This window comes from uncultured Paracoccus sp. (assembly GCF_937873615.1).
Lineage (GTDB): Bacteria > Pseudomonadota > Alphaproteobacteria > Rhodobacterales > Rhodobacteraceae > Paracoccus.
In genome coordinates, this window is the sequence record NZ_CALMYP010000024.1 from 15,485 (window position 1) to 41,374 (window position 25,890).

The following is a 25,890-nucleotide window of genomic DNA, read 5'->3' on the forward strand; positions in this document are numbered from 1 at the left end:
TCGGCCCATGAGTGGAAGCCTAATCTGGGCCGTTCGGGCGCGTGGATCAGCCGCGCAGCGGTTTCAGCGCCGCCGCCCATTTCGCCAGTTCGGCGATCATCACATCGGCGCTGTCCTGAACGATCTTCGGCGCGTCGAAGCGGCCATCCTTCAGGTGATCGAAGACCATCGGCACCGTGACCTGTTCGGGGACCGGCATGACCTTGACGGTGGTCAGGATTTCCTTCGCACCCTGGCTGGAACGCATCCCGCCCGAAACCCCGCCATAAGAGACGAAGCTTGCCGGCTTGTAGTTCCATTCCAGCGCCAGATAGTCGATGGCGTTGAAGAAGGCCGGCGGCGGGGCATAGTTGTATTCCGGCAGCACGAAGGCGAAGGCGTCCGAGCCGTCCACGATCCCGGCCCATTTCTTCGTATGTTCCTTGGTGTATTTCTGCGCGCGCGGGTGATGCGGCTCGTCCAGAAGCGGCAGGTCGATTTCCTGCAGGTCCGACAGGATCACCTCGTCGAAACCGCCGGGATTGACCTTGGCGTGGTTGAAGAACCACTCGCCCACGGGTTCACCGTTACGGCCGGGGCGGGTGCTGGTGATGATGACATTCAGTTTCATTTAAATACCTCGTAAATTCACCCCGCCGACCTATGCCCGATGCTGCAGTGCCGCAAGGGCGGCGGGCCATGCAAAAAGCCGCCTGCGGTCCTGCGCAGACGGCTTTATCGGGTCGGTTCGGGTCAGGCGACCAGTTGCTCGGCGCGTTGCAGATCGACGCTGACCAACTGGCTGACGCCCTGTTCGACCATGGTCACGCCGAACAGCCGGTCCATGCGCGACATGGTGACGGCGTGGTGGGTGATGACCAGAAAGCGGGTCGCGGTGCGGCGGGTCATCTCGTCCATCAGGTCGCAGAAGCGGCCGACATTGGCATCGTCCAAGGGCGCGTCGACCTCGTCCAGCACGCAGATCGGCGCCGGATTGGCCAGAAAGACCGCGAAGATCAGCGCCATGGCGGTCAGGGTCTGTTCGCCCCCCGACAAAAGGCTGAGGGTCGAGAGCTTCTTGCCCGGCGGCTGGCACATGATTTCAAGGCCGGCTTCCAGCGGATCGTCGGATTCGACCAGCACCAGCTTGGCCTCTCCGCCGCCGAAAAGATGGGTGAACAGCGTGGTGAAATTGCCGTTCACCGTGTCGAAAGCGGCCAGCAGGCGTTCGCGGCCTTCCTTGTTCAGGCTGGCGATACCGGCGCGCAGCTTGCGGATCGCCTCTTCCAGATCGGTCTTTTCGCCGGCCAGCTTGCCGCGTTCCTCCTCCAACTCGCGCTTGTCCTCGTCGGCGCGCAGGTTCACCGGGCCGAGCGCGTCACGACCGGCGCGCAGCCGGGCGATCTTGTCCTCCAAAGCGGCGGCGGCCATGTCGGTATCGGCCTCGCCCAGACTTTCCAGCAGCGCCTGAGGGGTGGTCTCGACCTCCTCGAAGATGCGGGTACGGGCAGCGGCTTCGGTGTCGCGGGCAGCCTCGGCGCGGGCCTCGCGGGCGGCACGAGCCTCGCGCGATTCCGAGGCGTGGCGTTCGGCGTCGCGCTCGGTCATGGCGGCATCGCGCAGCCGGTCTTCGGCACCGGCAAGCGCTTCGCGCGCCCTGGCCAGACGGGCCGTCGCGGCTTCTTCGGCAGCGGCGAGGCTGCCGCGCTTCTCGGCCAGCAGGTCCGGCTGTCGCTCGGCCTCGGCCAGTTCGGCCTCGGCCGCCTCGCGCCGGCCATTCAACTCCGCCGCGCGGGTCCCGGCCTGTTCCAGCCGCAGCTTCCAGCCCGATTCTTCCTTGGCGATTTCCTGCAGGCGCCGGGTGCGGGCATTGGCCTCGCGCTTCAGCTCATCCAGCGCGCCGCGCCGGGTCATGGTGGCGATCCGCGCCGCCTCGACCCCGGTCTTCGCCGCCTCGACCGCCGCCGCCGCCGCCGCGCGGTCGGGCAACGCATCCAGCTGGCGCTGCGCCTCGGCCAGGCGGGCGCGGGCATCGCCGGCATCCTCGCGGTGACGCTTCAATTCGCCCCGCGCCGATTCGGAACGGGCGCGGGCCATGGAGAGATCGCTTTCCGCTCGGGTCGCGGCACGGGCCGCATCCGACAGCGCCCGTTCGGCCTCGCGCCGGGCCTCGCGGGCCGCTTTTTCGGCATTGCCGGATTCGGTCAGCGCCAACCGGGCAAGATCATGGGCGGCAATCGCGGTCTCGGCGCGGGCGGCGGCTTCTTCGGCCACGCCGCGCATTTCGCTCAGCCGGTTCACCTGTTCCAGATGCCGCGCCGCCGAGGATGAGGCTTCGCCCGGCATCACCCGCATCCCGTCCCAACGCCAGAGCCCGCCATCGCGGGTCACCAAACATTGCCCGGGCCGCAGCGCCGGCTGCATCGCCTCGGCCGCCGCCGCATCCGCTGCGATGCCGATCTGCGCCAGCCGACGCGCCAGCAGCGCCGGTCCCCTGACCTGCCCGGCCAGCCTCTCGGCCCCGTCAGGCAGCGGCGCGGCGTCGTCGTAATCCGGCAGTTCCGCCCAGCCAGAGCCGCCCGTTGCCAGCCCGACCGTCAGATCGTCGCCAAGCGCCGCACCGAGCGCAGTCTCATATCCCTTGGCCACGCGGACCTGATCGAGCAGCGCCGAGCCGTCGCCAGCCCCGCGCGCCACCAGCTTTTCCAGCGCCGCCATCTCGGCCTTCAACGCCCCGGCCTCGCCCTCGACCTCGGCACGGGCAGCACGGGCAGCAGATTCGGCGGCCTCGGCCTCAGCACGGGCGGCTTCCGCCCCGGCCAGCCCGTTTTCGGCGGCCTCGGCAGCGGCAGCCGCCGCCTGCTGCGCGGCCTCGGCCTGTTTCAGCGCCGCTTCGGCCTCGGCCCCGGTCGCATCGGCGCGGGTGGCGGCGGCGTCAGATTCGCCCGCCGCACGCTCGGCCCGGTCGCGCATCGCGGTCAGGTCGGCGACCAGCCGTTCCGCCGAATGGGCCTGCGCGGTCAGTCGCGCCGATTCGTCGGTCAACTCGGCCAGCTTCGCCTCGACCTCACGCAGCGCCTCGGCGGCTTCGTCTGCGGCCTGGGCGGCAGCATCCTGCTTGTCGCCCTGCCCCTGCCCGGCCTTGTCGAGTTCGCGCTTTTCCCAGGCCAGCCGTTCCACCACCTCGGCGGCGTCCCGGTTCAACTGCCCCTCGCGGTCGATATCCTTGACCAGTTGCGCGATCCGGCCACGCAGGGCGGTGATCGAGGCCTCAGCCCGGGCCTCGGCCTCGTCCAGGGCCTCGCGGTCGACCACGGCGCGCGACAGCACCGCCGCCGCGACCTGTTCTTCCTCGCGCAAGGGCGGCAGCACTGCTTCCGCGCCTTCACGCCCAGCAAGCGCGCGTTTTGCCACCGCCTCGGCCTCGACCGCCGAAGCCACCGCTTCGCGCAGGGCAAGGGCTGCGGCTTCACGGGCCTGATCGGCCTCGGCCCAACGGCGGTAAAGCAGCACGCCTTCGGCCTGACGCAGGGCCGCGCCGATCTCGCGATATTTCGCCGCCGCCCGCGCCTGCCGCGCCAGCGATGCCGCCTGCGTCGCCAGCTGATCCAGCGTGTCATCGACACGGGTCAGGTTGTTCTCGGCCCCGTTCAGCTTCAACTCGGCCTCGTGCCGGCGGGCATAAAGGCCGGAAATCCCCGCCGCCTCTTCCAGAATCCGCCGCCGCGCCTTGGGCTTGGCGTTGATCAGTTCGGCAATCTGCCCCTGCCGCACCAGTGCCGGCGAATGCGCCCCGGTCGAGGCATCCGCGAACAGCATCTGCACGTCACGCGCCCGCGCCTCCTTGCCGTTGATCTTGTAGGCCGAGCCGGCATCGCGGGTGATCCGGCGCACGATGTCGATCCCGTCGGTATCGTTCACCGCCGCCGGCGCCAGCCGTTCGCGGTTGTCGATGGTCAGCGTCACCTCGGCATGGGCGCGCGCACCGCGCCGCGAGGTGCCGGCGAAGATCACGTCCTCCATCCCCTCGCCCCGCATGGCGGTCGGACGGTTCTCGCCCATGACCCAACGCAGCGCCTCCAGCAGGTTGGACTTGCCGCAGCCATTCGGGCCAACCACGCCGGTCAGCCCCTCGCGGATGATCAGATCCGTGGGGTCGACGAAGGATTTGAAGCCGTTGAGCCGTAGTCGGTCGAATTTCACGCGCGCTGCCCCGGAATCGTTTCTATGCCGCTTCTGTTTCCTGCGATTGTCCGGGCCGCATGGCCGTGAGTCAACCAAAACCGCAAGATATTGGGGCGATGAGCGGCTTATCCACAAGTTTTTGCGGGTATATCAAGATATGATGGTGCGCCGCCCTCTAGCCACTGTCTGCAATCGCGCCTAAATTTGCCGCCATGATCCCAGCCCTGACCATCATCCTGTCTTTCCAACTGATCGGCGAGGTCGCTTCGCGCGGGCTTGGCCTGCCGCTGCCCGGCCCGGTCGTAGGATTGGTGCTGCTTGTCCTGTGCTGCGTCCTCCGCCCCGAACTGGCCGAGAAGTTGCGCGGGGTTGCACAGGGTCTGCTGGGGCATCTGTCGCTGTTCTTCGTGCCGGCGGGCGTGGGCGTGATCGCCCATCTTCCGACACTGGCGCAACACGGGATCGGGCTGGCACTGGCGCTTGTCGGCTCGACCGTGCTGGCAATTGCAGCGGGCGCGCTGACCTTCGCGGCGGTGGCACGGATGACGGGGGCCGGGGATGAATGACGCGGCGCTGATCTGGTCCTATCTCGCCAGCCAGCCGCTTTTGTGGCTGACCGCGACGCTGGCGGCCTATTGGGCGGGCGACACGATCTTCCGCGCCTCGGGGCGGCGCAGCATCGCCAATCCGGTGCTGATCGCGGTGGTGATCCTCGCGGTCGTGCTGGGGATCAGCGGCACCGCCTATCAGACCTATTTCGAGGGCGCACAATTCGTGCATTTCATGCTCGGCCCGGCGACGGTCTGCCTTGGCCTGCCGCTTTACGACAACCTGCGCCGGATCAGGCGGGCGGCGCTGCCGGTGATCGCGGCACTGTTCGTCGGCTCGCTGACGGCGGTGGTCTCGGCCCTGCTGATCGGGCGGGCCTTCGGGCTGGACAGGTCGCTGATGGCCTCGCTGGCACCGAAATCGACCACCGCGCCGGTCGCCATCGGCATCGCCGAAAGCCTTGGCGGCCAACCCACGCTGGCCGCCGTCCTGGTGCTGCTGACCGGCATTTTCGGCGCAGTGATCGCCACGCCGCTGCTGAACGCGCTGCGCGTCACCGACTGGCGGGCGCGCGGCTTCGCGGTGGGCGTGGCGGCGCATGGGATCGGCACCGCGCGGGCCTTTCAGGTCAATGAAACCGCAGGCGCCTTCGCCGGCATCGGCATGGGGCTGAACGCGGTGCTGACCGCCATCCTCGCCCCCCTGGTCCTGAGCCTGTTCTGATGGCGCTGACCGTCACCGTCCACCAGTCCATCGCCGAGATCCCCGCCGCCGGTTGGGACGCGACCGGCGCGGGACGCAATCCCTTCACCACGCATCGTTTCCTTGCGGCGCTGGAGGCATCGGGGTCGGTCGGCCGGGGCACAGGCTGGATTCCGGCCCATCTGGCAGCGCGCAATGGCGACGCGCTCCACGGCGTCGCGCCGGCCTATGTCAAGCTGCACAGCCAGGGCGAATATATCTTCGATCACGCCTGGGCCGACGCCTATGAGCGGGCCGGCGGGCAATATTACCCTAAACTGCAATGCGCCGTGCCCTTCACCCCGGTCACCGGGGCGCGCCTGATCGCGGACGATCCCGCCGTGCAGCGCGGCTTGCTGAACGCCATGGTGCAGCTTTGCCAGCAGAACGGGCTTTCCGGCGCGCATGTCACCTTCTGCACGGAAACCGAGGCCGATCTGGGTGCCGAGGCCGGCTTCATGCCGCGCGCGACCCAGCAATTCCACTGGCTGAATGACGGCTACGCCGACTATGCCGATTTCCTCTCACGCCTCTCCTCACGCAAGCGCAAGGCGCTGCGCAAGGAACGCGAGCGCGCACAGGCCTTCGGCGGCACCATCCGCCAATTGCGCGGCGATGACATCCGGCCCGAGCATTGGGACGCCTTCTGGACCTTCTATCAGGATACCGGCGCGCGCAAATGGGGCCGCCCTTACCTGACCCGCGCCTTCTTCGACCGGCTTCACGACACCATGCGCGACGATTGCCTGCTGGTGCTGGCCGAACGCGACACTCGCCCCATCGCAGGCGCCCTGAACCTTCTCGGCCCCGACGCCATCTTCGGCCGCTACTGGGGTGCCATCGAGGACCACCCCTTCCTGCATTTCGAACTGTGCTATCATCAGGCCATCGACTTCGCGATTGCCAATGGCCTGTCGCGGGTCGAGGCCGGCGCACAGGGCGAACATAAACTGGCCCGCGGCTACCTGCCGACAGAAACCCACTCGCTGCACTGGGTCGCCGATCCCGGCTTTCGCCGCGCCATCGCCGATTACCTCGACCGCGAACGCGAGGCGGTGGGCGAGGAAATCGACGCCCTGCGCGATTGGGGACCGTTCAAGCGCGGCTGACCGCTTGCCGAGACGATCAAAGCAGCGCAAGCTTGGCCCGGCACAGCGACCATCGAAGGTGGGCCATGACCCTGATCCTCTACGGACACCCGTTTTCCTCCTATACCCAGAAGGTGCTGATCGCGCTTTACGAGAACGCGACGCCGTTCGAGTTCCGGCTGCTGGAACCCGATCAGACCGGGAACTGGGCGGAATGGCTGCGCCGCTGGCCCATGCGGAAATTCCCGCTGCTGGTCGATGGCGAGACGCAGGTGGTCGAGACCAGCATCATCATCGAATATCTGGGCCTCAACCATCCCGGCCCGGTGGACCTGCTGCCGCAGGACCCGCGGGCGGCGCTGCCGGTGCGGTTCATGGATCGCGTCTTCGATCTGCATGTGATGAATGCGGCGCAATATGCGGTGGATGGCGCGCTCGGCATCAATGGTATCGCGAAGGATGACGGCATGAAGACCGCCGCCGAAAAGCTGACCCGCGCCTATGGCTGGCTGGAGGCCGAGCTTCAGGGCCGCGAATGGGCCACCGGCGCGGATTTCACCATGGCCGATTGCGCGGCGGCACCGGCGCTGTTCTATGCCGATTGGGTGCATGAGATCGGGGCAGAATATCCCAATCTGCGCGCCTATCGCAGCCGTCTGCTGGCGCGGCCCTCCTTCGCGCGGGCGGTGGACGAGGCGCGGCGCTATCGCCACTATTTCCCGCTCGGCGCGCCGGACCGGGATTAAAGCCCGGCCTCCTCCAGCAGGCCATCCATGACCATAGCCAGCTTTTCGGCCCATTCGGCCTGACCGGGTTCATCCCCGATCAGATCGTTGCGGACCTCGATCAGGATATTGGGACGGCCCTGCGCCAGGGCGTGACGGTCGATGGAATCGCCGTCGAGATGGCCCGAATAGGGCTGGTTGTCGCCGGTCACCCAGCCTTGCTGGCGGCAACGCTCGATCAGCAGGGGTGCGAGACGCTCGTCCTTATGGGAATAGAGAACGCCAACCGCCCAGGGCCGCGCCAGCCGACCGCGAAGCTGCGGCGTGAAGCTGTGGATGGCACAGATGGCACGGTCGGGGCGGGTGCCCGCCAGCCGTTCCAGCGCGGCGTGATAGGGGCGGTGCAACCGGTCCAGCCGCCGCTCGCGCTCGGCCTGATCGGCATCGCGATTGGCCGGAATGACGGTGCCGTCGTAAAGCCGCATCAGCAGGGTCGGATCGTCCTCGCCCCGGTTCGGGTCGATCACCAGCCGCGAGAAATCCGAGCCCACAACCGGCGCGCCGATCAGCGCGCCAAGCGCCTTCGCAACCCCCGCCGCGCCCACATCATAGGCGATGTGGCGGGCCATGTCGGATGCCGCGATCCCCAGATCGCCGCCGCCGACCCAATCCGGCACACGATTCGTCGCGTGGTCGCAGGTTATCAGCCAGCGGCTGTCGCGGGCCTCGCCCTCGGTCCAACAGGCATCTTCGCGGATCTGGCTGTCATCTTTCATTCGCGCCACTTACGTCAATTCTTCACGCTCTGCCAGTTGTCGCGGCTGTGTCTTTCCGCCATGATAGCGGAAACATGAACGACCCAGTCGGAGGGAACAGAATGAGACGCCACCGTAATGTGAAGATCGTGGCGACGCTGGGGCCAGCGTCCTCCGACTATGATACCATCCGCGCCCTGTTCGATGCCGGTGCCGACGTGTTCCGCCTGAACATGAGCCATGGCAGCCATGAGGATCACAAGGCGCGCTATGACATCATCCGCAAGGTCGAGGCCGATACCGGCCGCCCGATCGCGGTTCTCGGCGATCTGCAGGGGCCGAAGCTGCGCGTGGGCCAGTTCACCGCCGGCGCGCATGACCTGGAAGAGGGCGACCGCTTCCGCTTCGATCTGGAGGACAAGCCCGGCGATTCCGCGCGGGTGCAGCTTCCCCATCCCGAGATCTTCGCGGCACTGGAACCCGGCGCGAGCCTGCTGGTCAATGACGGCAAGATCCGGCTGCGGGTCGACGCCTGCGGTGCCGACCATGCCGATTGCACCGTCATCGTCGGCGGCACGATTTCCGACCGCAAGGGCGTGAACGTGCCCGACGTGGTGCTGCCGCTGGCGGCGCTGTCGGACAAGGACCGCGAGGATCTGGAATTCGCCTGCCAGCTGGGCGTCGACTGGCTGGCGCTGTCCTTCGTGCAGCGCCCCGAGGATATGAAGGAAGCCCGCGAACTGGCCAAGGGCCGCGCCGCGGTGCTGGCCAAGATCGAGAAACCCGCCGCCGTCCGCGCCTTCCAGGAAATTCTGGCGGTGTCCGACGGGATCATGGTGGCGCGCGGCGATCTTGGCGTGGAACTGCCGGTGCAATCGGTACCGCCGATCCAGAAACGTCTGGTCCGCGCCTGCCGCACCGCCGCCAAGCCGGTGATCGTGGCGACGCAGATGCTCGAATCGATGATCGAAAGCCCGGTGCCGACCCGGGCCGAGGTCTCCGATGTCGCCAATGCGATTTATGAAGGCGCCGATGCGGTGATGCTCTCGGCCGAATCGGCGGCCGGGCAATACCCGGTCGAGGCGGTGCAGACCATGGACCATGTCGCCCGCTCGGTCGAAAGCGACCCCACCTATCGCGAGGTGATCGAGGCATCGCGCAAGGCCGACCGCAAGACCGTGGCCGACGGTATCGTCGCCGCAGCGCGCGAGATCGCCGAAACCACGGATATCAAGGCGATCTGCGCCCATACCCAGTCCGGCACCACGGTCAGCCTGGTGGCGCGCGAACGCCCGCGCACCCCGATCATCGCCATGTCGCCGATCACCCGTGTGCTGCGCCGGCTCTGCCTGACCTGGGGGACGCATTGCGTGGTCACCGACCCGCTGTCGCGCTTCCGCGAGGCGGTGATCGGCGCCGCCCGCGCCGCCCGCGATTTCGGCTTCGCGGATGAGACCCAGCAGATCGTGATCACCGCAGGCGTGCCCTTCAACACCACCGGGACAACCAATATCCTACGCGTCGCCACCTGTGATGAACGCTTGATTTATCGCGCCGACCCGGAATAAGCCCTTGTAGGAACTTCATGACGGGGCTTGAGACATGACCGATTATCTTCTGCTTCTCGGGACCGGGCTGTGCCTGTTGTCGGTCCTTGCAGCGATTATCGCGCTTTTGCAGACCCGCGCCCCGCGTGGGGCTGCGATCCTGCTGACAGCGGGCATTCTTGTGCTCGTTTTCGCCGCCTGGAAAGAGCCGGGCAGTGTCGGGCCGGCACAATTGCAGGCAGCCTGGGCAGGGCTTTTTCCCTGACGCGTCTTGCATTCATGGGCGTCCCTGCGTATAGGAACGCCTTCAATCCCGCGCGGCCGGCCGATATGGCATTGCCGAGTCGCGCGTAAACCTCTGACAAGGAGAGTAAAATGCCGAAGATGAAGACCAAGGCAGCCGCCAAGAAGCGGTTCTCGTTCACGGCTTCGGGCAAGGTCAAATCCGCCCAGGCCGGCAAGCGCCACGGCATGATCAAGCGCACGACCAAGTTCATTCGCGACGCCCGCGGCACCGATGTCCTCTGCGACGCCGATGCCAAGATCGTCAAGAAATACATGCCCTATAACCGCTGATCCGAGGACTGACACATGGCACGAGTTAAATCCGGCAAGGTCACCCACGCCCGCCACAAGAAGGTCCTTGACGCTGCCAAGGGCTATTACGGCAACCGTTCGCGCAACTTCCGCACCGCCACCCAGGCCGTCGACAAGGCGAACCAGTATGCCACCCGCGACCGCAAGGCCCGCAAGCGCAACTTCCGCGCGCTCTGGATCCAGCGCATCAATGCCGCCGTGCGCGCGATCGATGCCGACATGACCTATTCGCGTTTCATCAACGCGCTGTCGAAGGCCGGGATCGAGGTCGACCGCAAGGTTCTGGCCGATCTCGCGGTGCATGAGCCCGAAGCTTTCGGCGCCATTGTCGAGAAGGCCAAGGCAGCCGCCTGATCCCGATCCGACAGGACCGTCAAGGAATGACCCGCGCCCCGGCGCGGGTTTTTTCGTGTCAGGACCGATCAAGGATACGGACGATCCCCGGCACATCTTCCCCGATGCGCCCGTCCCGCGCGAAGCCGGCCCAAAGCGCGCGCAGGGGCTGGCCCGCCGCGATCAGCTCCTCCAGCGTCATTTCGGGCGGCAGAAGCGGCGTGCCCAGCCAGTCCGGCCCGGGCAGGATCAGCGGCAGATCGGCCAGATGTGCCGCGCCAAACGCCCCATGCCCCCAGTCGATGACAAAGCGCGCGACCTGGCCGCCTGCCCCCGCGTGCCGGTCGGCGAAGCGCCGGGCCGGCTCGGCATAAAGCCGGCGCGTCAGCCGGCGCACCGCCACGCGCCGCAAGGGCTCCATCAGCCTGCCAAGCCTTCGTTCGGGCGGCGGCAGGAACAGTCCCGCCTCGTCGCGCATATGGCCGATCAGGACATTGACCTCGGGGGCAGAAGCCGCGTGCTTTTCGGCAAGCGTTTCCTCGGGCGGAAACGGTGCTGCGCCGAACTCGACCCCGAAAGGCATCTGCCCAGCCAGCCCGAATCGTCGCGCGGCGCGCCGGATCTGCTGCTGGCGTGCCAACAGATCGGCATCTGCTGCGTCGCGGTCCAGCCCCGCAGCCGCGCGACGCATGACCCGCCGCATCCGCCCGGCCCGCAACGGCAGATCCAGCGGCGCGCTTTGGACGATGACCCGATGAAACAGGCCCCGCGCCGCGTCACAGACCATCAGCCGCGCTGCCAGATCGCCGCCCGAGGATTGCCCGAACAGCGTGACCCGCCCCGGATCGCCGCCAAAACCCTCGATATTGCGCGCGATCCAGCGCAGCGCGGCAATCACGTCGAACGCGCCCAGATTGGCGGGCCGCCCGTCCCCCGACAGCCAGCCGAAAATACCCAGCCGATAGCTCACCGAGACGAAGACGACCCGCTCCTCCGCCACCAGCACCGAGGGATCGAACACCGCCATGTCGGCAGCACCCGATTCGTAGCTGCCGCCATGCAGCCAGACGACCACGGGCAAGCCGTGGCAGCCTTCGGGTGCCGTGATGGACAGATCGAGACAGTTTTCACTAAATTCCAACCCCCGAAAGGCCGAGGGTAACGTCATGTCCAGACGCGGGATCGGCAGCTGCGGGCAGGCCCGCGCAGGCATGGTTGCCATCATGTCGAGAAAGGGCAGTTGCTGCGGCATTTCCCAACGATTGCTGGATGCATAGGGGATGCCACTGGCACGAAGCAGGCCGTCGGAAAGGCTTGCGCCAAAGCGCCCTGCCGGGGTCTCGATGTTTCGGGTTGGGGCGGACTCGGCCCTGAGGCACCGCATGACTGACCTTTCGGATCCTGTGGCCGTTCACCATATGGCAAGCAATTCGCGCTAGTGTTCCAGAACAGGCGCAGAAGGGCGAGGATAGAATGAACGTCACCATCGAAGATCAAACCGACCATATTCTTGTCAGAATGGGTGAACGACGCCTGGACGCCGCGATTGCTGGCGAATTCAAGGATACGGTGCGCCCGCATATCGTTGCAGATGGCCCCGATCTGGTGCTCGACCTCTCTGCGGTCGAGTTTCTGGACAGTTCGGGCCTCGGCGCGGTCATCGCGCTGAAGAAGGCCCTGCCGGAAGGGCGGCGCATGACACTCTGCGGCCTTACCCCGAATGTCGAACGCGTGTTCCGGCTGACACGGATGGATCAGATCTTCGACGTTGCCATCCCCAATGCAGGAGATGTCGGCCGATGAGGGACAAAAGACGACGGGGCACTGACGGGTCTCGGGCAGGCACCCCGCCGCTGGTGATCTTCACCCGCAGCTTTCGGGCCTTGCCGGGTACCGTGCGCGATACGCTGATTGCGCTTCGCGAACGCCTGCACGGCCATATCAGCAACGACCTGATGGGACGGGCCGAACTGGTATTGGCCGAGTTGCTGAACAACATCGCCCAGCACGGTCGTCCAAATCGCGACGGACCGATGCCACTTGTGCATCTGAGTGTCGTCGCCAGAAGCGACGGCCTCTCCTGCTCGGTCAGCGACAATGGCCGGTTATTGCCAACGATCTGCCTGAACTCCCAACCGCCTGAACCTTCGGGCTATCCGGAAGGCGGCTTCGGCTGGTTCCTGATCGGCCACCTGACGCAATCGCTGGCCTATTTCCGTGAGGACGAGCAGAACTACGTTGCCTTCACAGTGCCGCTCGCCACACCCGACCCGCAGATTCACCTTTAACCCTGACACCAGCATTCCTTGCGAAACCGAAGCGGGCAGATTATATCGGCGCCCTTGACCGGCCTGCGGGGGAATGATGTCGCTGCAAACGCCCTTCTACCTGATGGATATCGCGGCGCTGCGCCGCAATATGGAGACCGTCGCCCGCCTGCGAGAAGCGTCCGGCGCCAAGGCCCTGCTGGCCCTGAAATGCTTCGCCACTTGGTCGGTCTTCGACCAGATGCGCGATGCCATGGATGGGACCACCTCCTCCTCGCTCTATGAATTGCGCCTGGGGCGCGAGAAATTCGGCAAGGAAACCCATGCCTATTCCGTCGCCTGGGCCGATCACGAGATCGACGAAGCCATCGGTTACGCCGACAAGATAATCTTCAACTCGCTCGGCCAGCTCGACCGTTTCGCCGACAAGGCCAGCCATATCGAACGCGGACTCAGGCTGAACCCGCGCTTCTCGACCTCGGGCTTTGATCTGGCCGATCCGGCGCGGCCGTTTTCGCGGCTTGGTGAATGGGACCCCGCCCGGCTGGAGGCGGCGGCGGGTCGGATCAGCGGGGTGATGATCCATTACAATTGCGAGAACCGGGATTTCGACCTTTTCTCGACCCAGCTCGACCGGATCGAGGCCGAATTCGGTGCCTTCCTCAAGCGGCTCGACTGGGTCTCGCTTGGCGGCGGCATCCATTTCACCGGCGAGGGCTATCCGCTGGACCGGCTCGCCGACCGGCTGAAGGCATTCAGCGACCGGCTGGGCGTGCAGGTCTATCTGGAGCCAGGCGAGGCCAGCATCACCGGCACCGCCTCGCTGGAGGTGAGCGTTCTCGACATCATCGACAATGGCAAGAAGATCGCCGTGGTCGACAGCAGCATCGAGGCGCATATGCTGGACCTGCTGATCTATCGCGAGACCGCGAAGCTGCCGCAATCGGGCGATCACGCCTATCAGATCGCCGGCAAGACCTGTCTGGCGGGCGATATCTTCGGCGATGCGCGCTTCGATCGGCCCTTGCAGATCGGCGACCGGATCAGCATCAGCGATGCCGCCGGTTACACGATGGTCAAGAAGAACTGGTTCAATGGCGTGAACATGCCGGCCATCGCCATCCGCGAGGTGGACGGGAGGATCCGTCCGATCCGCGAATTCACTTACGACGACTATCGGGACAGCCTGTCCTGACACCGAAGGGGGAAATGTTGACCAAGAACGTTCTCATCATCGGCGCCGGCGGCGTCGCCCAGGTCACCGCGCATAAGATTGCGCAATGGGCCGGCGAATTCGGCGCGCTGCATATCGCCTCGCGCACACAGTCCAAGGCCGATGCGATCATCGACAGCCTGCGCGGCAAGGGCCACGAGATGGATTTCACCAGCCACGCGGTCGACGCCATGGACAGCGCCGCCGTGGCGGAACTGATCCAGAAGATCGACGCGGCGATCTGCATCAATGTCGGTTCGGCCTTCATCAACATGACCGTGCTGCGGGCCTGCATCGACACCAGATGCGCCTATATCGACACCGCGATTCACGAGGATCCGGCGAAGATCTGCGAGATCCCGCCCTGGTATGGCAATTACGAATGGAAGCGGCGCGACGCGGTCGAGAAAGCCGGCATGACCGCGATCCTTGGCGCGGGCTTCGATCCGGGCGTGGTCAATGCCTATGCCCGGCTGGCCGAGGATGAATATTTCGACGAGCTGAGCTCCATCGACATCGTCGATATCAATGCCGGCAGCCATGGCCGTTACTTCGCGACGAATTTCGACCCCGAGATCAATTTCCGCGAGTTCACCGGCACCGTCTATGCCTGGCAGGACGGCAAATGGACCGAGAACGCCATGTTCGAGGTCGGTCGCGACTGGGACCTGCCCGTGGTCGGCAAGCAGACCGCCTATCTCTCGGGCCATGACGAGGTGCATTCGCTCTCGGCCCGCTATCCTTTCGCGGATGTCCGGTTCTGGATGGGGTTCGGCGCGCATTACATCAATGTCTTCACCGTGCTGAAATCGCTGGGGCTGCTGTCCGAACAGCCGGTCACCACCGCCGAGGGGCAAGAGGTCGTGCCGCTGAAACTCGTGAAAGCGGTGCTGCCCGACCCGGCCAGCCTGGCACCCGACTATACCGGCAAGACCTGCATCGGCGATCTGGTCAAGGGCCGCCGCAATGGCGAAGACGGCGAGGTTTTCATCTACAACGTCGCCGATCACAAACAGGCCTATGAGGAGGTCGGCAGCCAGGGCATCAGCTATACCGCCGGCGTGCCCCCGGTCGCCGCCGCCATCCTGATCGCGCGCGGCATCTGGGATGTGAAACGCATGGTCAATGTCGAGGATCTGCCGGCCCGCCCCTTCCTGGAGCTTCTGGGCGAAATGGGCCTGCCGACCCGGGTCATCGACGCGACCGGCGATCATCCGATCTGATCGCCCTGCCGAGGCATCGAAAATGGGATCCATGTCTCCGAAAAGAGGCATGGACCTTTCGCGCCACCTTCTGCGTTGGGCGAAACCAGTCGCGAACAAAGGTTGACCCTGAATGCCGCAACAGCCCAGCTATTCGGCCAAGCATCGTTTTCCCCGCATCGCCCATGACACCGCCGAGAGGCGCGGCGCGCCGACCTGGGCGGTGATCGGCATCTTTCTGATCCTGCTTTTCTACTTCATCACTTCTGCCGCCGCTTTCCTGATGCCGGTGACGCTTGGCGCGCTGTTGTTCTTCGTCTTCGTGCCCTTCCGCCGCATGATGGGGCGGATCGGAGTCAGCGCCGGCATCTCTGCCGCCATCATCACCCTTGGCATGGTGCTACTGGTCGGCGGGCTTGGCTATGCCATATCCGGCCCGATCAGCGACATCGCCGAAAACAGCCCGCGCATCACCCAAAGGCTTGAGGACCGTTTCCAGACCATGCGCGAGAACTTCCGCCCTCTGGAGGAGGCCGCGGCCCGCATCGAAAAGGCGACGGCGGGCGGCGGCGAAACACAGGAAGATACCGCAAGTCCCTCGCTTGAGAAGGCTGACGATACCGGCAACCCTACGGTCGACCGCCCTGTCATGGATGCCGAGATCACCGCACCCGCCGCGGACCAGCCGCAGGAGGTCAAGGTAAGCGTCGAGACTGAGCGAACCTCGGCGCTGGAAGCGATCATGGCCTCGGGCCCGTCGATCATCGGACAGATCGTCTTCACGCTGTTCCTGTTGTTCTTCCTCCTGGCCTCGGGCGACCTGCTCTACCTCAAAGTCGTGCAGAGTTTCGACACGCTCAGCGAAAAGCGCGCCGCCTATATGGCCATGCGCGAGATCGAAGCCGCGCTCGGCTCCTATCTCGGGGCAATCACGCTGATCAATGCCGGGCTGGCGGTCTGCATCGGGGGGACGATGTGGCTCTGGGGCATGCCGCAACCGCTGCTTTGGGGCGTTGCGGCCTTCGTCCTGAACTTCATCCCCTATCTCGGTGCGGTCACCGGGGTCGCGGCCTGTTTTCTGGTTGGGCTGGTCAGCTTCGACGACCTCGCCACGCCAATCTTCGCCGCCTGCAGCTATCTGGCGCTGACCGCGATCGAGGGGCAATTGGTGACGCCCTACTTCGTCTCGCGCCGGTTGCAGTTGAACACGGTCGTCGTCTTCGTGACGGTGGCGCTCTGGGCCTGGCTGTGGTCGGTCCTGGGCATGGTCGTGGCCGTGCCGATACTGGTGGTGCTGAAGGTGCTGGCCGACCATATTCCGGGGCTCGAGCGGCTTGGCAATTTCCTCGCCGGTGGGCCACCCCCGGTGTTGGAGGAGCAGAGCGAGATGCCCCCCGCCGAGAAGTCAGAACTGCCCGAGACCACAATAATACCTAAGCAGAGCGCCCAGACATGACCGAATGGTCGAGAATGACTGAAGGCATCACTTGCATTGTCATCATTCGGTCAAACCTGTTCATGGACAGTATTGCCCGAAACGCGTAAACCTAGACCATTGGGAAAGAGGCGCCGGATGGAAGCTCGCACGGCAAAATACATGATCGGACAAGTCGTTCGGCACCGCCAGCACCCGTTTCGCGGCGTCGTCTTCGATATAGATCCCCAGTTTTCCAATACCGAGGAGTGGTTCGAATCCATCCCTGAGGATCATCGCCCCAATCGCGACCAGCCGTTTTATCACCTCTATGCCGAAACCGAGGCGACCTATTACGTTGCCTATGTCTCGGAGCAGAACCTTCTGCCCGATATGTCGGGCGAGCCGGTCGAGCATCCCGAACTGACCGGGTTGTTCGGTGAATTCCGCGATGGCTATTATCCGCTGCAAGCGGCGATCAACTAGGCCGCGCACCCCCGTTCATGACGACGAAAGCCGATGCAATAACCACCGTCGAGGGATTGGCGTCCGGGGGGCATGTCGATGCAGCCAATCTCGACGATCTGGACCGCGTGGCGCGTGCCTTCCGCATCCGGGTGACACCGGCCATGCAGCAGCACACGCCCGGCATCGCCGCGCAATTCGTTCCCGACCGGCGCGAACTGACCATCCGCGACGAGGAACTGGCCGATCCGATCGGCGATCATGCCCATAGCCCCGTCGCCGGCCTGACCCATCGCTATCCCGACCGGGCCATCCTGCATGTCACCCAGACCTGCGATGTCTATTGCCGATTCTGCTTCAGGCGCGAGGCCGTCGGCGGTGCCGGCCCCCTGCCCCCGGACCAGCTTCACGCAGCACTGGATCACATCGCCGCCACCCCTGCCCTGCGCGAGATCATCCTGACCGGCGGCGACCCGCTGACGCTGTCGCCGCGCCGGCTGTCCGAGATCATGGGTCGGCTCGACGCGATTCCGCATGTCGAGATCATCCGCATCCACAGCCGCGTCCCCGTGGTCGCACCGGAACGGATCGCATCACTTCTGCCGCATTTGAAGCGCCGCAAGGCATTGTTTCTGGTCATCCACACCAACCACCCGGACGAACTCACGCCCAAGGGCCGCGCGGCCATCGCAGCCCTTGCAGATGCCGGTGTCGCGCTCCTGTCGCAAACCGTGCTGCTGCGCGGCGTGAATGACGATGCCGAGACCCTCGCCCGGCTGTTTCGCGCGCTGACCGCGCTCCGGGTGACGCCCTATTACCTGCATCACTGCGACCTCGCCCGCGGCACCAGTCATTTCCGCACCACCATCGACGAGGGGCTGGCGATCATGCGCGCGCTTGCCGGCCACCTGTCCGGCGTGGCCATTCCGCGCTATGTCCTCGACCTGCCGGGCGGATATGGCAAGGTGGCGCTGGAATCGGATGCCGTCCGTCGCGACGGACCGGGCCGCTGGAAGATCCGCGACTGGCAAGGCAGGGTTCACGAATATCTGGATATTGCTCGCTGAAATCCCATCATCGGGCGATGCAGAATTGAGGCGCCGCCACCCAAGCCCGACCCAGTCCAACGCTTTCGCGATTCCAAACCGGGTTCACATATGCAACAGCATATATCCGGGGACCTACGGAGATCGGGATGAGCCAATCGGCACAGACAGGCGACGGCATTGCCAAGGGCGTGATGTGGATGTGCGGCAGTCTGGCCTCGTTCATCGGGATGGCCATTGCCTCGCGCGAGTTGTCGGCGAATCTCTCGACCTTCCAGATCCTGTTCTTCCGATCCGTCGTCGGACTGGTGGTCGTCGCAGCGCTTTTGCCCCGGCTCTGGCCCGAGATGCGGCTGATGCGCAGCCTCAAACTGAACCTGCTGCGCAACGCGGTGCATTTCGGGGCGCAATATTGCTGGACGCTCGGCGTGGCGTTGCTGCCGCTGGCCGAGGTCTTCGCGCTGGAATTCACCATGCCGGTCTGGGTCGCGGTCTTCGCCCTGCTGATTCTGGGAGAGCGGATCACCCGGCCGCGGCTGATCGCCGTCGGGCTCAGCTTTCTGGGGGTGCTGGTCATCCTGCGACCGGGGGTCGAGGTGATGGACCCGGCCTCGTTCGTCGTACTGATCGCGGCGGCGGGCTATGGCATGTCGGCGGTGCTGGTGAAGCTGCTGACGCGCAGCTGCTCGGCCGGCGTCATCGTCGCCTGGATGATCGTGATGCAACTGCCGATGGGGCTGGCTCTGGCGGTTTTCGACTGGCGACCGGTGGTGCCCGGCAATCTGCCCTGGATGGTGCTGGCCGGGCTGACGGGGCTAAGTGCGCATTACACCATGGCCCGCGCCTTCCGGCATCTGGATGCCTCGGTCGCCATCCCCATCGACTTTCTGCGCGTCCCGCTGATCGCGCTTGTCGGCTATTACGTCTATAGCGAGGTGGTCAGCCCCTGGCTGCTGGTCGGCGCTGCGATGATCCTTGCCGCAAATTTTTATGGTTTCCGTGCCGAGGGGCGGCGCGCACGCCTGGCGGCCAGCACCGGCGCCGCAAAGGAAACCCCATGAAGCCCGCGCCACCGAAGATAGGGCCTCCCGCCAGGCTGTTGACCCGCACATGGCTGGTCAGTCTGAGTTCGCGAGCCTTTCATGCGCCGTCTGACACGGAACACCCCTCTGTCTGGATCTCGCTATATTTGCGGGACCTGCCGCAATGGCTGCGGCAGCTTGCCGAAAAGGAACTTGAGATCTGCCTGCGCTACGACTACCCGCTTGACGGCGTTTCGCAGAAGGCCGAGGCGTACAGGCACTACCGCGACTTGTATCGCGCATATCGTGGGCTTCGGGGGTTCGCCCGTTATGCCCAGCTCGGCCCGTCATCCCTGCGCTATTACAGCAACGATTTTCACCAGCTGATGGATCGGATCTTCGGCGGCCATATTCTGGGCTTTACTTGCGATAAATGCGGCGCCAGCGGCGGGGCCACAGACCTGATCCCCGGAAGCTGGACCGATGGCGAGGGGCGCGGTTACCGGTGGGGCGATACGCTGAGCTGCCCTGGTTGCGGCACCCGCGCCGCAGCGCGACTTGCAGGAGTTACAGACTGACTTCTGCAACGAAAAAGGCGCGACCCCGAGGGGCCGCGCCTGATTCTGTAGATCCCCTGAAGGATCAGCGCTTCGAGAACTGGAAGCTGCGGCGGGCCTTGGCCTTGCCGTATTTCTTCCGTTCCACGACGCGGCTGTCGCGGGTCAGGAAGCCGGCGGCCTTCAGCGCGGCGCGCAGGCTGGGTTCATGCAGTTGCAGCGCTTTCGAGATGCCGTGCTTGACCGCACCGGCCTGACCCGAAAGGCCGCCGCCGGTCACGGTCGCGACAACGTCATACTGACCGGCAACGCCGGCCACGTCGAAGGGCTGGCGCAGGATCATCTGCAGCACCGGACGGGCGAAATACTCGTTCATCGGCTTGCCGTTGACGGTGATCTTGCCGGAGCCGGCCTTCACCCAGACGCGGGCGACGGCATCCTTGCGCTTGCCGGTGGCATAGGCGCGGCCGTGCTGATCGCGCACCGGCTCACGCGGGGCGGCCGGGGTTGCGACGGTTTCAGCGGCGGCAGCGGCGGGCGCTGCGGTTTCCGTGACCGCCTCTTTCAGCTGGTCGAGGGATTTGATGTCTTCGGCCATGATTACGCGCTCCGGGTGTTCTTCTTGTTCAACGCCTTGACGTCGAGGACTTCGGGCTGCTGAGCTTCATGCGGATGCTCGGTGCCGGCATAGACGCGCAGATTCGACATCTGCTGCTTGCCCAGCTTGTTGCGCGAGATCATGCGCTCGACCGCCTTGGTCACGACGCGCTCGGGATGGGCGCCTTCCAGGATCTGGCGGGCCGTGCGGTGCTTGATGCCGCCCGGGTGGCCGGTATGCCAGTAGTATTTCTTGTCATCGCGCTTGGCGCCGGTCATCTGCACCTTGTCGGCGTTGATGATGATGACGTTGTCGCCCATGTCCATGTGCGGGGTATAGGTCGGCTTGTGCTTGCCACGCAGGCGCATCGCAACGATCGAGGCGAGACGGCCCAGAACGACGCCCTCGGCGTCGATCAGGATCCACTTCTTCTCGATCTCCGCCGGTTTTGCGGTATAGGTCTTCATGTCGCTGCCCTTTTGGGGGTTCAAATTCGAGATGGCGGTGTATCCGCGATCCCGCCCCGCAGGTCAAGCCGTTATAGCCCCATATTTCACAGCAAAAACAACGTCATACAAAATAGGTATCTATTTACCGCGCTCTAAACCGCCGTCTCACAGGCTTTTTGGCGGAATCGCATAGGTCATCGAGGCGCGGGCGACCGGTTCCTCGACCCCGTCCGAGAAGATCAGCGTATCGGCGATGGCCAGGTTGCGGCCCAGCTTCAGCACCCGGCATTCGGCCCGCATGTCCTGCCCGGCGGCAGGCTTGCGCAGGAAGTCGATCGAGGCATTCGTCGTCACCGCCAGCGGCACTTTCCCGATCCGCGACAGGATCGCGCAATAGATCGCCAGATCGGCAAGCGCGAACATCGACGGCCCCGAGACGGTGCCGCCCGGCCGCAGATGCGCCTCGCGCACGCGCAGCCCGGCGACCAGACGATCCTCGCTGGCCTCCAATATGGTGAAATCCGGCGCGACCTGCGCGAAATCCTCGGCCAGGAAGGCGTTCAGCGCCGCCGCATCCATTTGCAAACCCATGTCTTTCCCCTCGTCCGTCTTTGTGCCTATGCTGCGTCGAGCCGAGGGAGGAAAGCAACGATGTCGGACCTGATCTTACGCAACGACACGGGCGGCGTGGCACGATTGGTGCTGAACAGCCCGAAGAATTTCAACGCCCTGTCGGCCGAGATGATCGCGACGCTTTATACCACCCTCGCCTCGGTCAGCGCCGAGGAACATGTCCGCGCCATCATCCTGGCCGCCAATGGCAAGGCCTTCTGCGCCGGGCACGACCTGCGCCAGATGCAGGCCGCCCGCGCCAATCGCGACCGGGGCCGGGCCGGCTTCACCGCGCTGTTCGAGGGTTGCGGGCAGTTGATGCAGCTTATCACCTCCCTGCCCCAGCCGGTCATTGCCGAGGTGCAGGGCATCGCCACCGCCGCCGGTTGCCAGCTGGTCGCGGCCTGCGATCTGGGCGTGGCCGCGAAGACGGCGAAATTCGGGGTGAACGGAATCGATGTCGGCCTGTTCTGCTCGACCCCTGCCGTGGCGCTGTCGCGCGCGATCCCGCGCAAAGCCGCCTTTGAGATGCTGGTGACCGGCGACTTCATCACCGCGATCGAGGCCGAGCGGCTGGGCCTGATCAACCGCGTGGCCGCGCCCGAGAAGCTGGAAGCCGAGACCATGGCGCTTGCCCAGCAGATCGCCGCCAAGCTGCCCGCCGCCATCGCCATGGGCAAGCGCGGCTTCTATGAGCAGCTGTCCCATGACACGCCCGAGGCCTATGAGGTGGCGGGCGACACGATGTGCGCCAATATGATGCTGGCCGAAACCGAGGAGGGCATCAGCGCCTTCCTGGAAAAGCGCAAGCCGGCCTGGGCCGATTAACGCCGGCGCAGCGCGGCCATGGCCCGTGCCCAGCCCCCGGGCACCAGCACGAAGCACAGCAGGAAGCCGAAGACGAAGCCGGCGATTTCGGCGATCCAGCTATAGCCGGCATTGCCGAACAGCAGCCCGAAGACCAGCTGGAAGGCCAGCAGCATCCCGATCAGGGTGAAGGCGCGCATACGGTTGGCGTGTTCGATCCCCAGCCGCACCCAAAGCAGGAAGGTGAAGGCGCCGACCAGCCCGTAAACCGCCGGATAGCCGCCGATCAGCGGCTCGACCGGCAGGCCGCTGATGGCGAAGAACAGCGTATAGACCGCCGCCCCGCCCACGGCCGCGCCGAAGAACAGCGCGATGACGGCCCAGGGGCGGAACTGCTCGGCCACCATCTTGCCAAGCGCCAGGGTGAAGACGATGACGAAAAGCGCATGGGTGACAGAGCCGTGGATGAACGGATAGGTCAGCACCCGCGCCGCCGCCCTGGCGCTGAAAATCCGCGCCTCCCACATGCGCAGCGGCAGTTGCGGGTAATAGGCCGTCATCTCCAGCGCGTTCAGCCTGAGCCCGATCCCCTGCGCGCCGCCGATCAGCCCGATCTGGCCCAGCCCGAACACGATTTCCGAGGCGATCATCGGCAGAACCAGCAGCCAGATCACCGGCGGCAACGCATTGATGGGCGATTCGTCATATCCGGGGCGCATATCTTCCTCCTGCTCTGGGCGGTTGCGCCCGGTTGTCGGCAGGGTTAAGCCACCAGCACGGATTTTCCAAGCAGGCCTGTCATGACCGAAGCCAAGACCCAACGCATCTTTTCCGGTATCCAGCCCTCGGGGCACCTGACGCTCGGCAATTATCTCGGCGCGCTCAAGCGTTTCGTCGAACGCCAGAACGAGGGGATCGAGACCGTCTATTGCCTTGTCGACCTGCATGCGATCACCGTCTGGCAGGAGCCCGAAGCCCTGCGCCAGCAGACCCGGGAAGCAGCGGCGGCCTTCATGGCGGCAGGGATCGACCCGGCGCGCTCGATCCTCTTCAACCAGAGCCAGGTGCCCGCCCATGCGGAGCTGGCCTGGCTGCTGAACTGCGTGGCGCGGCTTGGCTGGATGAACCGCATGACCCAGTTCAAGGACAAGGCCGGCAAGAACAGCGAAAAGGCGAGCCTCGGGCTTTACGCCTATCCGGCGCTGATGGCGGCGGACATCCTTGCCTATCACGCCACGCATGTGCCGGTGGGCGAGGATCAGAAGCAGCATGTGGAGTTGACGCGGGACATTGCGGCGAAGTTCAATCACGACTATGGCGTTGATTTCTTTCCACTTCCCGAGCCTGTGATCGAAGGTGCCGCGACCCGGGTCATGTCGCTGCGGGACGGGTCGAAGAAGATGTCGAAATCGGATCCGAGCGATGCCAGCCGCATCAACCTGACCGACGACGCCGACACCATCGCGCAGAAATTCCGCAAGGCGCGCACCGATGCCGAGCCGCTGCCCGGCAGTATGGAGGGGCTGAAGGACCGGCCCGAGGCACGCAATCTGGTCAATATCTACGCGGCACTTGCCGGTGAAACACCAGATCAGGTGTTGACGCAGTTCGAGGGCCAGGGCTTCGGGGCCTTCAAACCGGCGCTGGCAGATGTCGCGGTTTCGGTGCTTGCGCCGATCTCGACGCGGATGACGGAATACCTGGCCGACCCTGCCGAGATTGATCGGATCCTGGGCGCGGGGGCGGTCCGGGCCGAGGCGATCTCTGCCCCGGTCGTCGGCAAGGCGCGCGAGATCATGGGCATGATCCGCTCTCGATAGGCGGCGGCAACCCGTACACAGGGCGTACACAAGCCGTACATATCGCGTGCATACATAAAAAGGGCCGGGAAGATCCCGGCCCTTTGCATTTCCGCGAGGTCGCGCCGGATCAATATCCGACGGTCGCCGCCCCGGCGCGGCGCGGATCGGAAGCGCCCAGCAGGTAGCCCGTCTCGGGGTCCTTCATCACCGATTGGGTCGAACCCATGACCTCTTGCAGCGAGATCACATGACCCTTGGCCTGCAAAGCGCGTTGGGTGTCGAGGCTGATGCCCTCCTCGATGCGCAACTCGTCGGGCAGCCATTGGTGGTGGATGCGCGGCGAGGTCGAGGCCTCGGCCACGTTCATCTGATGGTCGACCATGTTCATGATGACCTGCAACACCGTGGTGATGATGCGCGCCCCGCCCGGAGAGCCGGTGACCAGCCAGACCTGCCCGTCCTTGTTGACGATGGTCGGCGTCATCGAGGAGAGCGGGCGCTTGCCGGCCTCGACCGCGTTGGCGTCGCCGCCGATCAACCCGTAAGCGTTGGGGACGCCGGGCTTGGCGGAAAAATCGTCCATCTCGTTATTCATCAACACGCCGGTCCCATCCGCGACCAGCCCCGAGCCATAGCTGAAGTTGATCGTGTAGGTGTTTGAAACTGCGTTGCCTTCCTTGTCGATGATCGAGAAATGCGTGGTCTGATCGGATTCGTAGGGGGCAAGATCGGCAGGCTTGATCTGCTCGGACGGGGTCGCAAAGGCCTGGCTGATCTTGGCGCGCATATCGGCGGCATATTCCTTGCTGGTCAGTGCCTTGATTGGAACATCTACAAAATCGGGATCGCCCAGATATTCCGAACGGTCGGCATAGGCCAGCTTCATCGCCTCGGCCATGAGGTGGATGGTCTCAGCCGAGTTTTCGCCCAATGCACCGATGGGATAGCCTTCCAGCGCGTTCAGGATCTGGATCAGGTGCACCCCGCCCGAGGAGGGCGGTGGCATCGAGACGATCTCGTAACCGCGATAGGTGCCCTTGATCGGTTCGCGCGAGACGGCCTTGTAATTGGCCATATCCTCGACCGTCATATTGCCACCGGCGGCGGTGACTGAGGACGCGATGGCTTCGGCCACCGGGCCCTTGTAGAAGCCGTCCGGGCCCTGTTCGGCCACGGCTTTCAGCGTGGCGGCCAGATCGGCCTGCACCAGCGTGTCGCCGGGGCGGTAAAATTCGCCGCCTTCCTTGTAGAAGATCGCGGCGGCGGACGGGTATTTCGTCAGCCGGTCCTTCATCGCCTCCAGACTGTCGGAAAGATCGGGGGTGACGGTGATGCCTTCCTCGGCCAGCTTGATGGCGGGGGCGATGACTTCGGCCCAGGGCATGGAGCCGTATTCGTCCAGCACCATTTTCATGCCGGCGACGGTGCCGGGCACGCCCGAGGCCGCGCCGGAATAGCGCGACAGCTCGCTGTCGGCATTGCCATCGGCGCCCAGGAACATGTCGCGGGTCGCCCCGGCGGGGGCCATCTCGCGATAGTCGATGGCGTGGGTTTCGCCGGTTTCGGCGTCATGGACCAGCATGAAGCCGCCACCGCCGAGATTGCCGGCGCGCGGCAGGGTCACGGCGAGGGCGAAGGCGACGGCAACGCCCGCATCGACGGCATTGCCACCGGCGGCGAGGATGTCGCGCCCGACTTCGGCGGCGACACGTTCCTGCGCCGAGACCATGCCGTTTTCGGCCCAGACCGGGTGCACGCGGTCCATGCCGGAATAGATCGCGGCCTCCTGCGCGGTCGAGGGAAATGCCGAAACCGTGGCGAGTGCCAGCGCGAGCGTGCCGCTGCGGCGGATATTATCCAACAAACTCATCGTCCCATCTCCTTGAATCCCATTGACGTCCCCGACCAGTCGACCCCCGATCCGCCGCCGGGTCAAG

28 protein-coding genes are annotated in these 25,890 nt (G+C 65.2%); 19 read left to right on the plus strand and 9 right to left on the minus strand.

All coding sequences use genetic code 11. From position 1 onward, the window contains the following. Positions 1 to 46: 46 nt before the first annotated feature. Both Q0330_RS07425 and Q0330_RS07430 read right to left on the minus strand, forming a co-directional pair. Positions 47 to 610, minus strand: a complete 564-nt coding sequence (locus Q0330_RS07425; RefSeq protein WP_299476724.1) for an NAD(P)H-dependent oxidoreductase — start codon at positions 608 to 610, stop codon at positions 47 to 49. A gap of 122 nt (positions 611 to 732) precedes the next feature. Then, the gene (locus Q0330_RS07430; RefSeq protein WP_299476727.1) at positions 733 to 4,182 is read right to left on the minus strand and encodes an AAA family ATPase; all 3,450 of its coding nucleotides are present in this window, start codon (positions 4,180 to 4,182) and stop codon (positions 733 to 735) included. A gap of 194 nt (positions 4,183 to 4,376) precedes the next feature. Between Q0330_RS07430 and Q0330_RS07435 the strand changes: the two genes are divergently transcribed. The 4 genes from Q0330_RS07435 to Q0330_RS07450 all read left to right on the plus strand — a co-directional run bounded on the left by Q0330_RS07435 (position 4,377) and on the right by Q0330_RS07450 (position 7,288). Then, on the plus strand, positions 4,377 to 4,730 hold the full coding sequence (locus Q0330_RS07435; RefSeq protein ID WP_299476730.1) for a CidA/LrgA family protein: 354 nt from the start codon (positions 4,377 to 4,379) through the stop codon (positions 4,728 to 4,730). After that, positions 4,723 to 5,436 carry an LrgB family protein gene (locus tag Q0330_RS07440; RefSeq protein ID WP_299476734.1) on the plus strand — a complete coding sequence of 238 codons (714 nt, stop codon included), beginning with the start codon at positions 4,723 to 4,725 and terminating at the stop codon, positions 5,434 to 5,436. Before Q0330_RS07435 ends, Q0330_RS07440 begins: the two co-directional genes overlap by 8 nt. Next, complete coding sequence (locus tag Q0330_RS07445) at positions 5,436 to 6,563, plus strand: GNAT family N-acetyltransferase (protein WP_299476736.1); 1,128 nt, start codon at positions 5,436 to 5,438, stop codon at positions 6,561 to 6,563. Before Q0330_RS07440 ends, Q0330_RS07445 begins: the two co-directional genes overlap by 1 nt. 65 nt (positions 6,564 to 6,628) lie before the next feature. Beyond that, a complete protein-coding gene (locus Q0330_RS07450; protein WP_299476739.1) occupies positions 6,629 to 7,288 on the plus strand; it encodes a glutathione S-transferase family protein in 660 nt (219 codons plus the stop codon). Here Q0330_RS07450 and Q0330_RS07455 read toward each other — a convergent pair. Continuing rightward, positions 7,285 to 8,043: an N-formylglutamate amidohydrolase gene (locus Q0330_RS07455; protein ID WP_299476742.1), complete on the minus strand. Its 759-nt coding sequence runs from the start codon at positions 8,041 to 8,043 to the stop codon at positions 7,285 to 7,287. The two genes, Q0330_RS07450 and Q0330_RS07455, sit on opposite strands and share 4 nt — an antisense overlap. Positions 8,044 to 8,144: 101 nt before the next feature. On the opposite strand from Q0330_RS07455, the gene pyk reads away from it, so the two are divergent. The 4 genes from pyk (at position 8,145) to rplT (ending at position 10,520) form a co-directional block, all read left to right on the plus strand. Then, positions 8,145 to 9,590 (plus strand): pyruvate kinase, encoded by a 1,446-nt coding sequence (pyk, locus tag Q0330_RS07460; RefSeq protein ID WP_299476745.1) that lies wholly within the window; start codon positions 8,145 to 8,147, stop codon positions 9,588 to 9,590. A 34-nt stretch (positions 9,591 to 9,624) separates the two neighbouring features. After that, on the plus strand, positions 9,625 to 9,834 hold the full coding sequence (locus Q0330_RS07465; protein ID WP_299476748.1) for a hypothetical protein: 210 nt from the start codon (positions 9,625 to 9,627) through the stop codon (positions 9,832 to 9,834). Positions 9,835 to 9,944: 110 nt separating this feature from the next. Beyond that, complete coding sequence (gene rpmI / locus Q0330_RS07470; protein ID WP_299476751.1) at positions 9,945 to 10,145, plus strand: 50S ribosomal protein L35; 201 nt, start codon at positions 9,945 to 9,947, stop codon at positions 10,143 to 10,145. A 15-nt stretch (positions 10,146 to 10,160) separates the two neighbouring features. After that, on the plus strand, positions 10,161 to 10,520 hold the full coding sequence (gene rplT / locus Q0330_RS07475; protein WP_299476753.1) for a 50S ribosomal protein L20: 360 nt from the start codon (positions 10,161 to 10,163) through the stop codon (positions 10,518 to 10,520). A gap of 58 nt (positions 10,521 to 10,578) precedes the next feature. On the opposite strand, the gene Q0330_RS07480 is transcribed toward rplT, so the two are convergent. Next, complete coding sequence (locus tag Q0330_RS07480; protein ID WP_299476756.1) at positions 10,579 to 11,883, minus strand: carboxylesterase family protein; 1,305 nt, start codon at positions 11,881 to 11,883, stop codon at positions 10,579 to 10,581. Between the two features lie 89 nt (positions 11,884 to 11,972). On the opposite strand from Q0330_RS07480, the gene Q0330_RS07485 reads away from it, so the two are divergent. The 9 genes from Q0330_RS07485 (at position 11,973) to Q0330_RS07525 (ending at position 19,706) form a co-directional block, all read left to right on the plus strand. Beyond that, positions 11,973 to 12,302: an STAS domain-containing protein gene (locus Q0330_RS07485; protein ID WP_299476758.1), complete on the plus strand. Its 330-nt coding sequence runs from the start codon at positions 11,973 to 11,975 to the stop codon at positions 12,300 to 12,302. A gap of 53 nt (positions 12,303 to 12,355) precedes the next feature. Beyond that, a complete protein-coding gene (locus tag Q0330_RS07490; RefSeq protein WP_299476761.1) occupies positions 12,356 to 12,787 on the plus strand; it encodes an ATP-binding protein in 432 nt (143 codons plus the stop codon). A gap of 73 nt (positions 12,788 to 12,860) precedes the next feature. Further along, positions 12,861 to 13,961, plus strand: coding sequence for a carboxynorspermidine decarboxylase (locus Q0330_RS07495; protein WP_299476764.1), 1,101 nt, complete (start codon positions 12,861 to 12,863; stop codon positions 13,959 to 13,961). Between the two features lie 17 nt (positions 13,962 to 13,978). After that, on the plus strand, positions 13,979 to 15,202 hold the full coding sequence (locus tag Q0330_RS07500; protein ID WP_299476766.1) for a saccharopine dehydrogenase family protein: 1,224 nt from the start codon (positions 13,979 to 13,981) through the stop codon (positions 15,200 to 15,202). Positions 15,203 to 15,314: 112 nt separating this feature from the next. Next, positions 15,315 to 16,637 (plus strand): AI-2E family transporter, encoded by a 1,323-nt coding sequence (locus tag Q0330_RS07505; RefSeq protein ID WP_299476769.1) that lies wholly within the window; start codon positions 15,315 to 15,317, stop codon positions 16,635 to 16,637. 117 nt (positions 16,638 to 16,754) lie between these two features. After that, positions 16,755 to 17,081, plus strand: a complete 327-nt coding sequence (gene hspQ / locus Q0330_RS07510) for a heat shock protein HspQ (protein ID WP_299476772.1) — start codon at positions 16,755 to 16,757, stop codon at positions 17,079 to 17,081. A 17-nt stretch (positions 17,082 to 17,098) separates the two neighbouring features. Next, positions 17,099 to 18,127: a lysine-2,3-aminomutase-like protein gene (locus Q0330_RS07515; RefSeq protein ID WP_299476775.1), complete on the plus strand. Its 1,029-nt coding sequence runs from the start codon at positions 17,099 to 17,101 to the stop codon at positions 18,125 to 18,127. Between the two features lie 128 nt (positions 18,128 to 18,255). Beyond that, the gene (locus Q0330_RS07520; RefSeq protein ID WP_299476778.1) at positions 18,256 to 19,167 is read left to right on the plus strand and encodes a DMT family transporter; all 912 of its coding nucleotides are present in this window, start codon (positions 18,256 to 18,258) and stop codon (positions 19,165 to 19,167) included. Then, positions 19,164 to 19,706 (plus strand): hypothetical protein, encoded by a 543-nt coding sequence (locus Q0330_RS07525; protein ID WP_299476780.1) that lies wholly within the window; start codon positions 19,164 to 19,166, stop codon positions 19,704 to 19,706. The genes Q0330_RS07520 and Q0330_RS07525 overlap by 4 nt, the downstream gene beginning before the upstream one ends. A 64-nt stretch (positions 19,707 to 19,770) precedes the next feature. Here the strand turns inward: Q0330_RS07525 and rpsI are convergent, their stop codons facing one another. The 3 genes from rpsI to Q0330_RS07540 all read right to left on the minus strand — a co-directional run bounded on the left by rpsI (position 19,771) and on the right by Q0330_RS07540 (position 21,323). Then, on the minus strand, positions 19,771 to 20,283 hold the full coding sequence (rpsI, locus tag Q0330_RS07530) for a 30S ribosomal protein S9 (protein ID WP_299476783.1): 513 nt from the start codon (positions 20,281 to 20,283) through the stop codon (positions 19,771 to 19,773). A 2-nt stretch (positions 20,284 to 20,285) separates the two neighbouring features. Then, complete coding sequence (rplM, locus tag Q0330_RS07535) at positions 20,286 to 20,750, minus strand: 50S ribosomal protein L13 (RefSeq protein ID WP_299476786.1); 465 nt, start codon at positions 20,748 to 20,750, stop codon at positions 20,286 to 20,288. A gap of 147 nt (positions 20,751 to 20,897) precedes the next feature. Then, the gene (locus tag Q0330_RS07540) at positions 20,898 to 21,323 is read right to left on the minus strand and encodes a PaaI family thioesterase (protein ID WP_299476788.1); all 426 of its coding nucleotides are present in this window, start codon (positions 21,321 to 21,323) and stop codon (positions 20,898 to 20,900) included. A 60-nt stretch (positions 21,324 to 21,383) separates the two neighbouring features. Between Q0330_RS07540 and Q0330_RS07545 the strand changes: the two genes are divergently transcribed. After that, a complete protein-coding gene (locus Q0330_RS07545) occupies positions 21,384 to 22,172 on the plus strand; it encodes an enoyl-CoA hydratase (protein ID WP_299476791.1) in 789 nt (262 codons plus the stop codon). On the opposite strand, the gene Q0330_RS07550 is transcribed toward Q0330_RS07545, so the two are convergent. Further along, positions 22,169 to 22,870, minus strand: a complete 702-nt coding sequence (locus Q0330_RS07550) for a rhomboid family intramembrane serine protease (protein ID WP_299476794.1) — start codon at positions 22,868 to 22,870, stop codon at positions 22,169 to 22,171. The genes Q0330_RS07545 and Q0330_RS07550 overlap by 4 nt on opposite strands. Before the next feature lie 81 nt (positions 22,871 to 22,951). Here Q0330_RS07550 and trpS point away from each other — a divergent pair, with 81 nt between their 5' ends. Then, positions 22,952 to 23,971: a tryptophan--tRNA ligase gene (gene trpS / locus Q0330_RS07555; RefSeq protein ID WP_299476797.1), complete on the plus strand. Its 1,020-nt coding sequence runs from the start codon at positions 22,952 to 22,954 to the stop codon at positions 23,969 to 23,971. A gap of 109 nt (positions 23,972 to 24,080) precedes the next feature. Here trpS and ggt read toward each other — a convergent pair whose 3' ends face one another. After that, the gene (gene ggt, locus Q0330_RS07560; protein WP_299476799.1) at positions 24,081 to 25,823 is read right to left on the minus strand and encodes a gamma-glutamyltransferase; all 1,743 of its coding nucleotides are present in this window, start codon (positions 25,821 to 25,823) and stop codon (positions 24,081 to 24,083) included. Positions 25,824 to 25,890 lie beyond the last annotated feature (67 nt).

Coding starts and splice junctions, on each gene's coding strand:
- pyk (WP_299476745.1), top strand. CDS start 8,145: ATGAGACGCCACCGTAATGTGAAGATCGTGGCGACGCTGGGGCCAGCG.
- Q0330_RS07495 (WP_299476764.1), top strand. CDS start 12,861: ATGATGTCGCTGCAAACGCCCTTCTACCTGATGGATATCGCGGCGCTG.
- Q0330_RS07465 (WP_299476748.1), top strand. CDS start 9,625: ATGACCGATTATCTTCTGCTTCTCGGGACCGGGCTGTGCCTGTTGTCG.
- Q0330_RS07425 (WP_299476724.1), bottom strand. CDS start 610: ATGAAACTGAATGTCATCATCACCAGCACCCGCCCCGGCCGTAACGGT.
- Q0330_RS07520 (WP_299476778.1), top strand. CDS start 18,256: ATGAGCCAATCGGCACAGACAGGCGACGGCATTGCCAAGGGCGTGATG.
- rplT (WP_299476753.1), top strand. CDS start 10,161: ATGGCACGAGTTAAATCCGGCAAGGTCACCCACGCCCGCCACAAGAAG.
- Q0330_RS07540 (WP_299476788.1), bottom strand. CDS start 21,323: ATGGGTTTGCAAATGGATGCGGCGGCGCTGAACGCCTTCCTGGCCGAG.
- Q0330_RS07445 (WP_299476736.1), top strand. CDS start 5,436: ATGGCGCTGACCGTCACCGTCCACCAGTCCATCGCCGAGATCCCCGCC.
- rpmI (WP_299476751.1), top strand. CDS start 9,945: ATGCCGAAGATGAAGACCAAGGCAGCCGCCAAGAAGCGGTTCTCGTTC.
- Q0330_RS07545 (WP_299476791.1), top strand. CDS start 21,384: ATGTCGGACCTGATCTTACGCAACGACACGGGCGGCGTGGCACGATTG.
- Q0330_RS07455 (WP_299476742.1), bottom strand. CDS start 8,043: ATGAAAGATGACAGCCAGATCCGCGAAGATGCCTGTTGGACCGAGGGC.
- ggt (WP_299476799.1), bottom strand. CDS start 25,823: ATGAGTTTGTTGGATAATATCCGCCGCAGCGGCACGCTCGCGCTGGCA.
- Q0330_RS07450 (WP_299476739.1), top strand. CDS start 6,629: ATGACCCTGATCCTCTACGGACACCCGTTTTCCTCCTATACCCAGAAG.
- rpsI (WP_299476783.1), bottom strand. CDS start 20,283: ATGGCCGAAGACATCAAATCCCTCGACCAGCTGAAAGAGGCGGTCACG.
- Q0330_RS07485 (WP_299476758.1), top strand. CDS start 11,973: ATGAACGTCACCATCGAAGATCAAACCGACCATATTCTTGTCAGAATG.
- Q0330_RS07505 (WP_299476769.1), top strand. CDS start 15,315: ATGCCGCAACAGCCCAGCTATTCGGCCAAGCATCGTTTTCCCCGCATC.
- Q0330_RS07515 (WP_299476775.1), top strand. CDS start 17,099: ATGACGACGAAAGCCGATGCAATAACCACCGTCGAGGGATTGGCGTCC.
- Q0330_RS07480 (WP_299476756.1), bottom strand. CDS start 11,883: ATGCGGTGCCTCAGGGCCGAGTCCGCCCCAACCCGAAACATCGAGACC.
- rplM (WP_299476786.1), bottom strand. CDS start 20,750: ATGAAGACCTATACCGCAAAACCGGCGGAGATCGAGAAGAAGTGGATC.
- trpS (WP_299476797.1), top strand. CDS start 22,952: ATGACCGAAGCCAAGACCCAACGCATCTTTTCCGGTATCCAGCCCTCG.
- Q0330_RS07525 (WP_299476780.1), top strand. CDS start 19,164: ATGAAGCCCGCGCCACCGAAGATAGGGCCTCCCGCCAGGCTGTTGACC.
- Q0330_RS07435 (WP_299476730.1), top strand. CDS start 4,377: ATGATCCCAGCCCTGACCATCATCCTGTCTTTCCAACTGATCGGCGAG.
- Q0330_RS07440 (WP_299476734.1), top strand. CDS start 4,723: ATGAATGACGCGGCGCTGATCTGGTCCTATCTCGCCAGCCAGCCGCTT.
- hspQ (WP_299476772.1), top strand. CDS start 16,755: ATGGAAGCTCGCACGGCAAAATACATGATCGGACAAGTCGTTCGGCAC.
- Q0330_RS07550 (WP_299476794.1), bottom strand. CDS start 22,870: ATGCGCCCCGGATATGACGAATCGCCCATCAATGCGTTGCCGCCGGTG.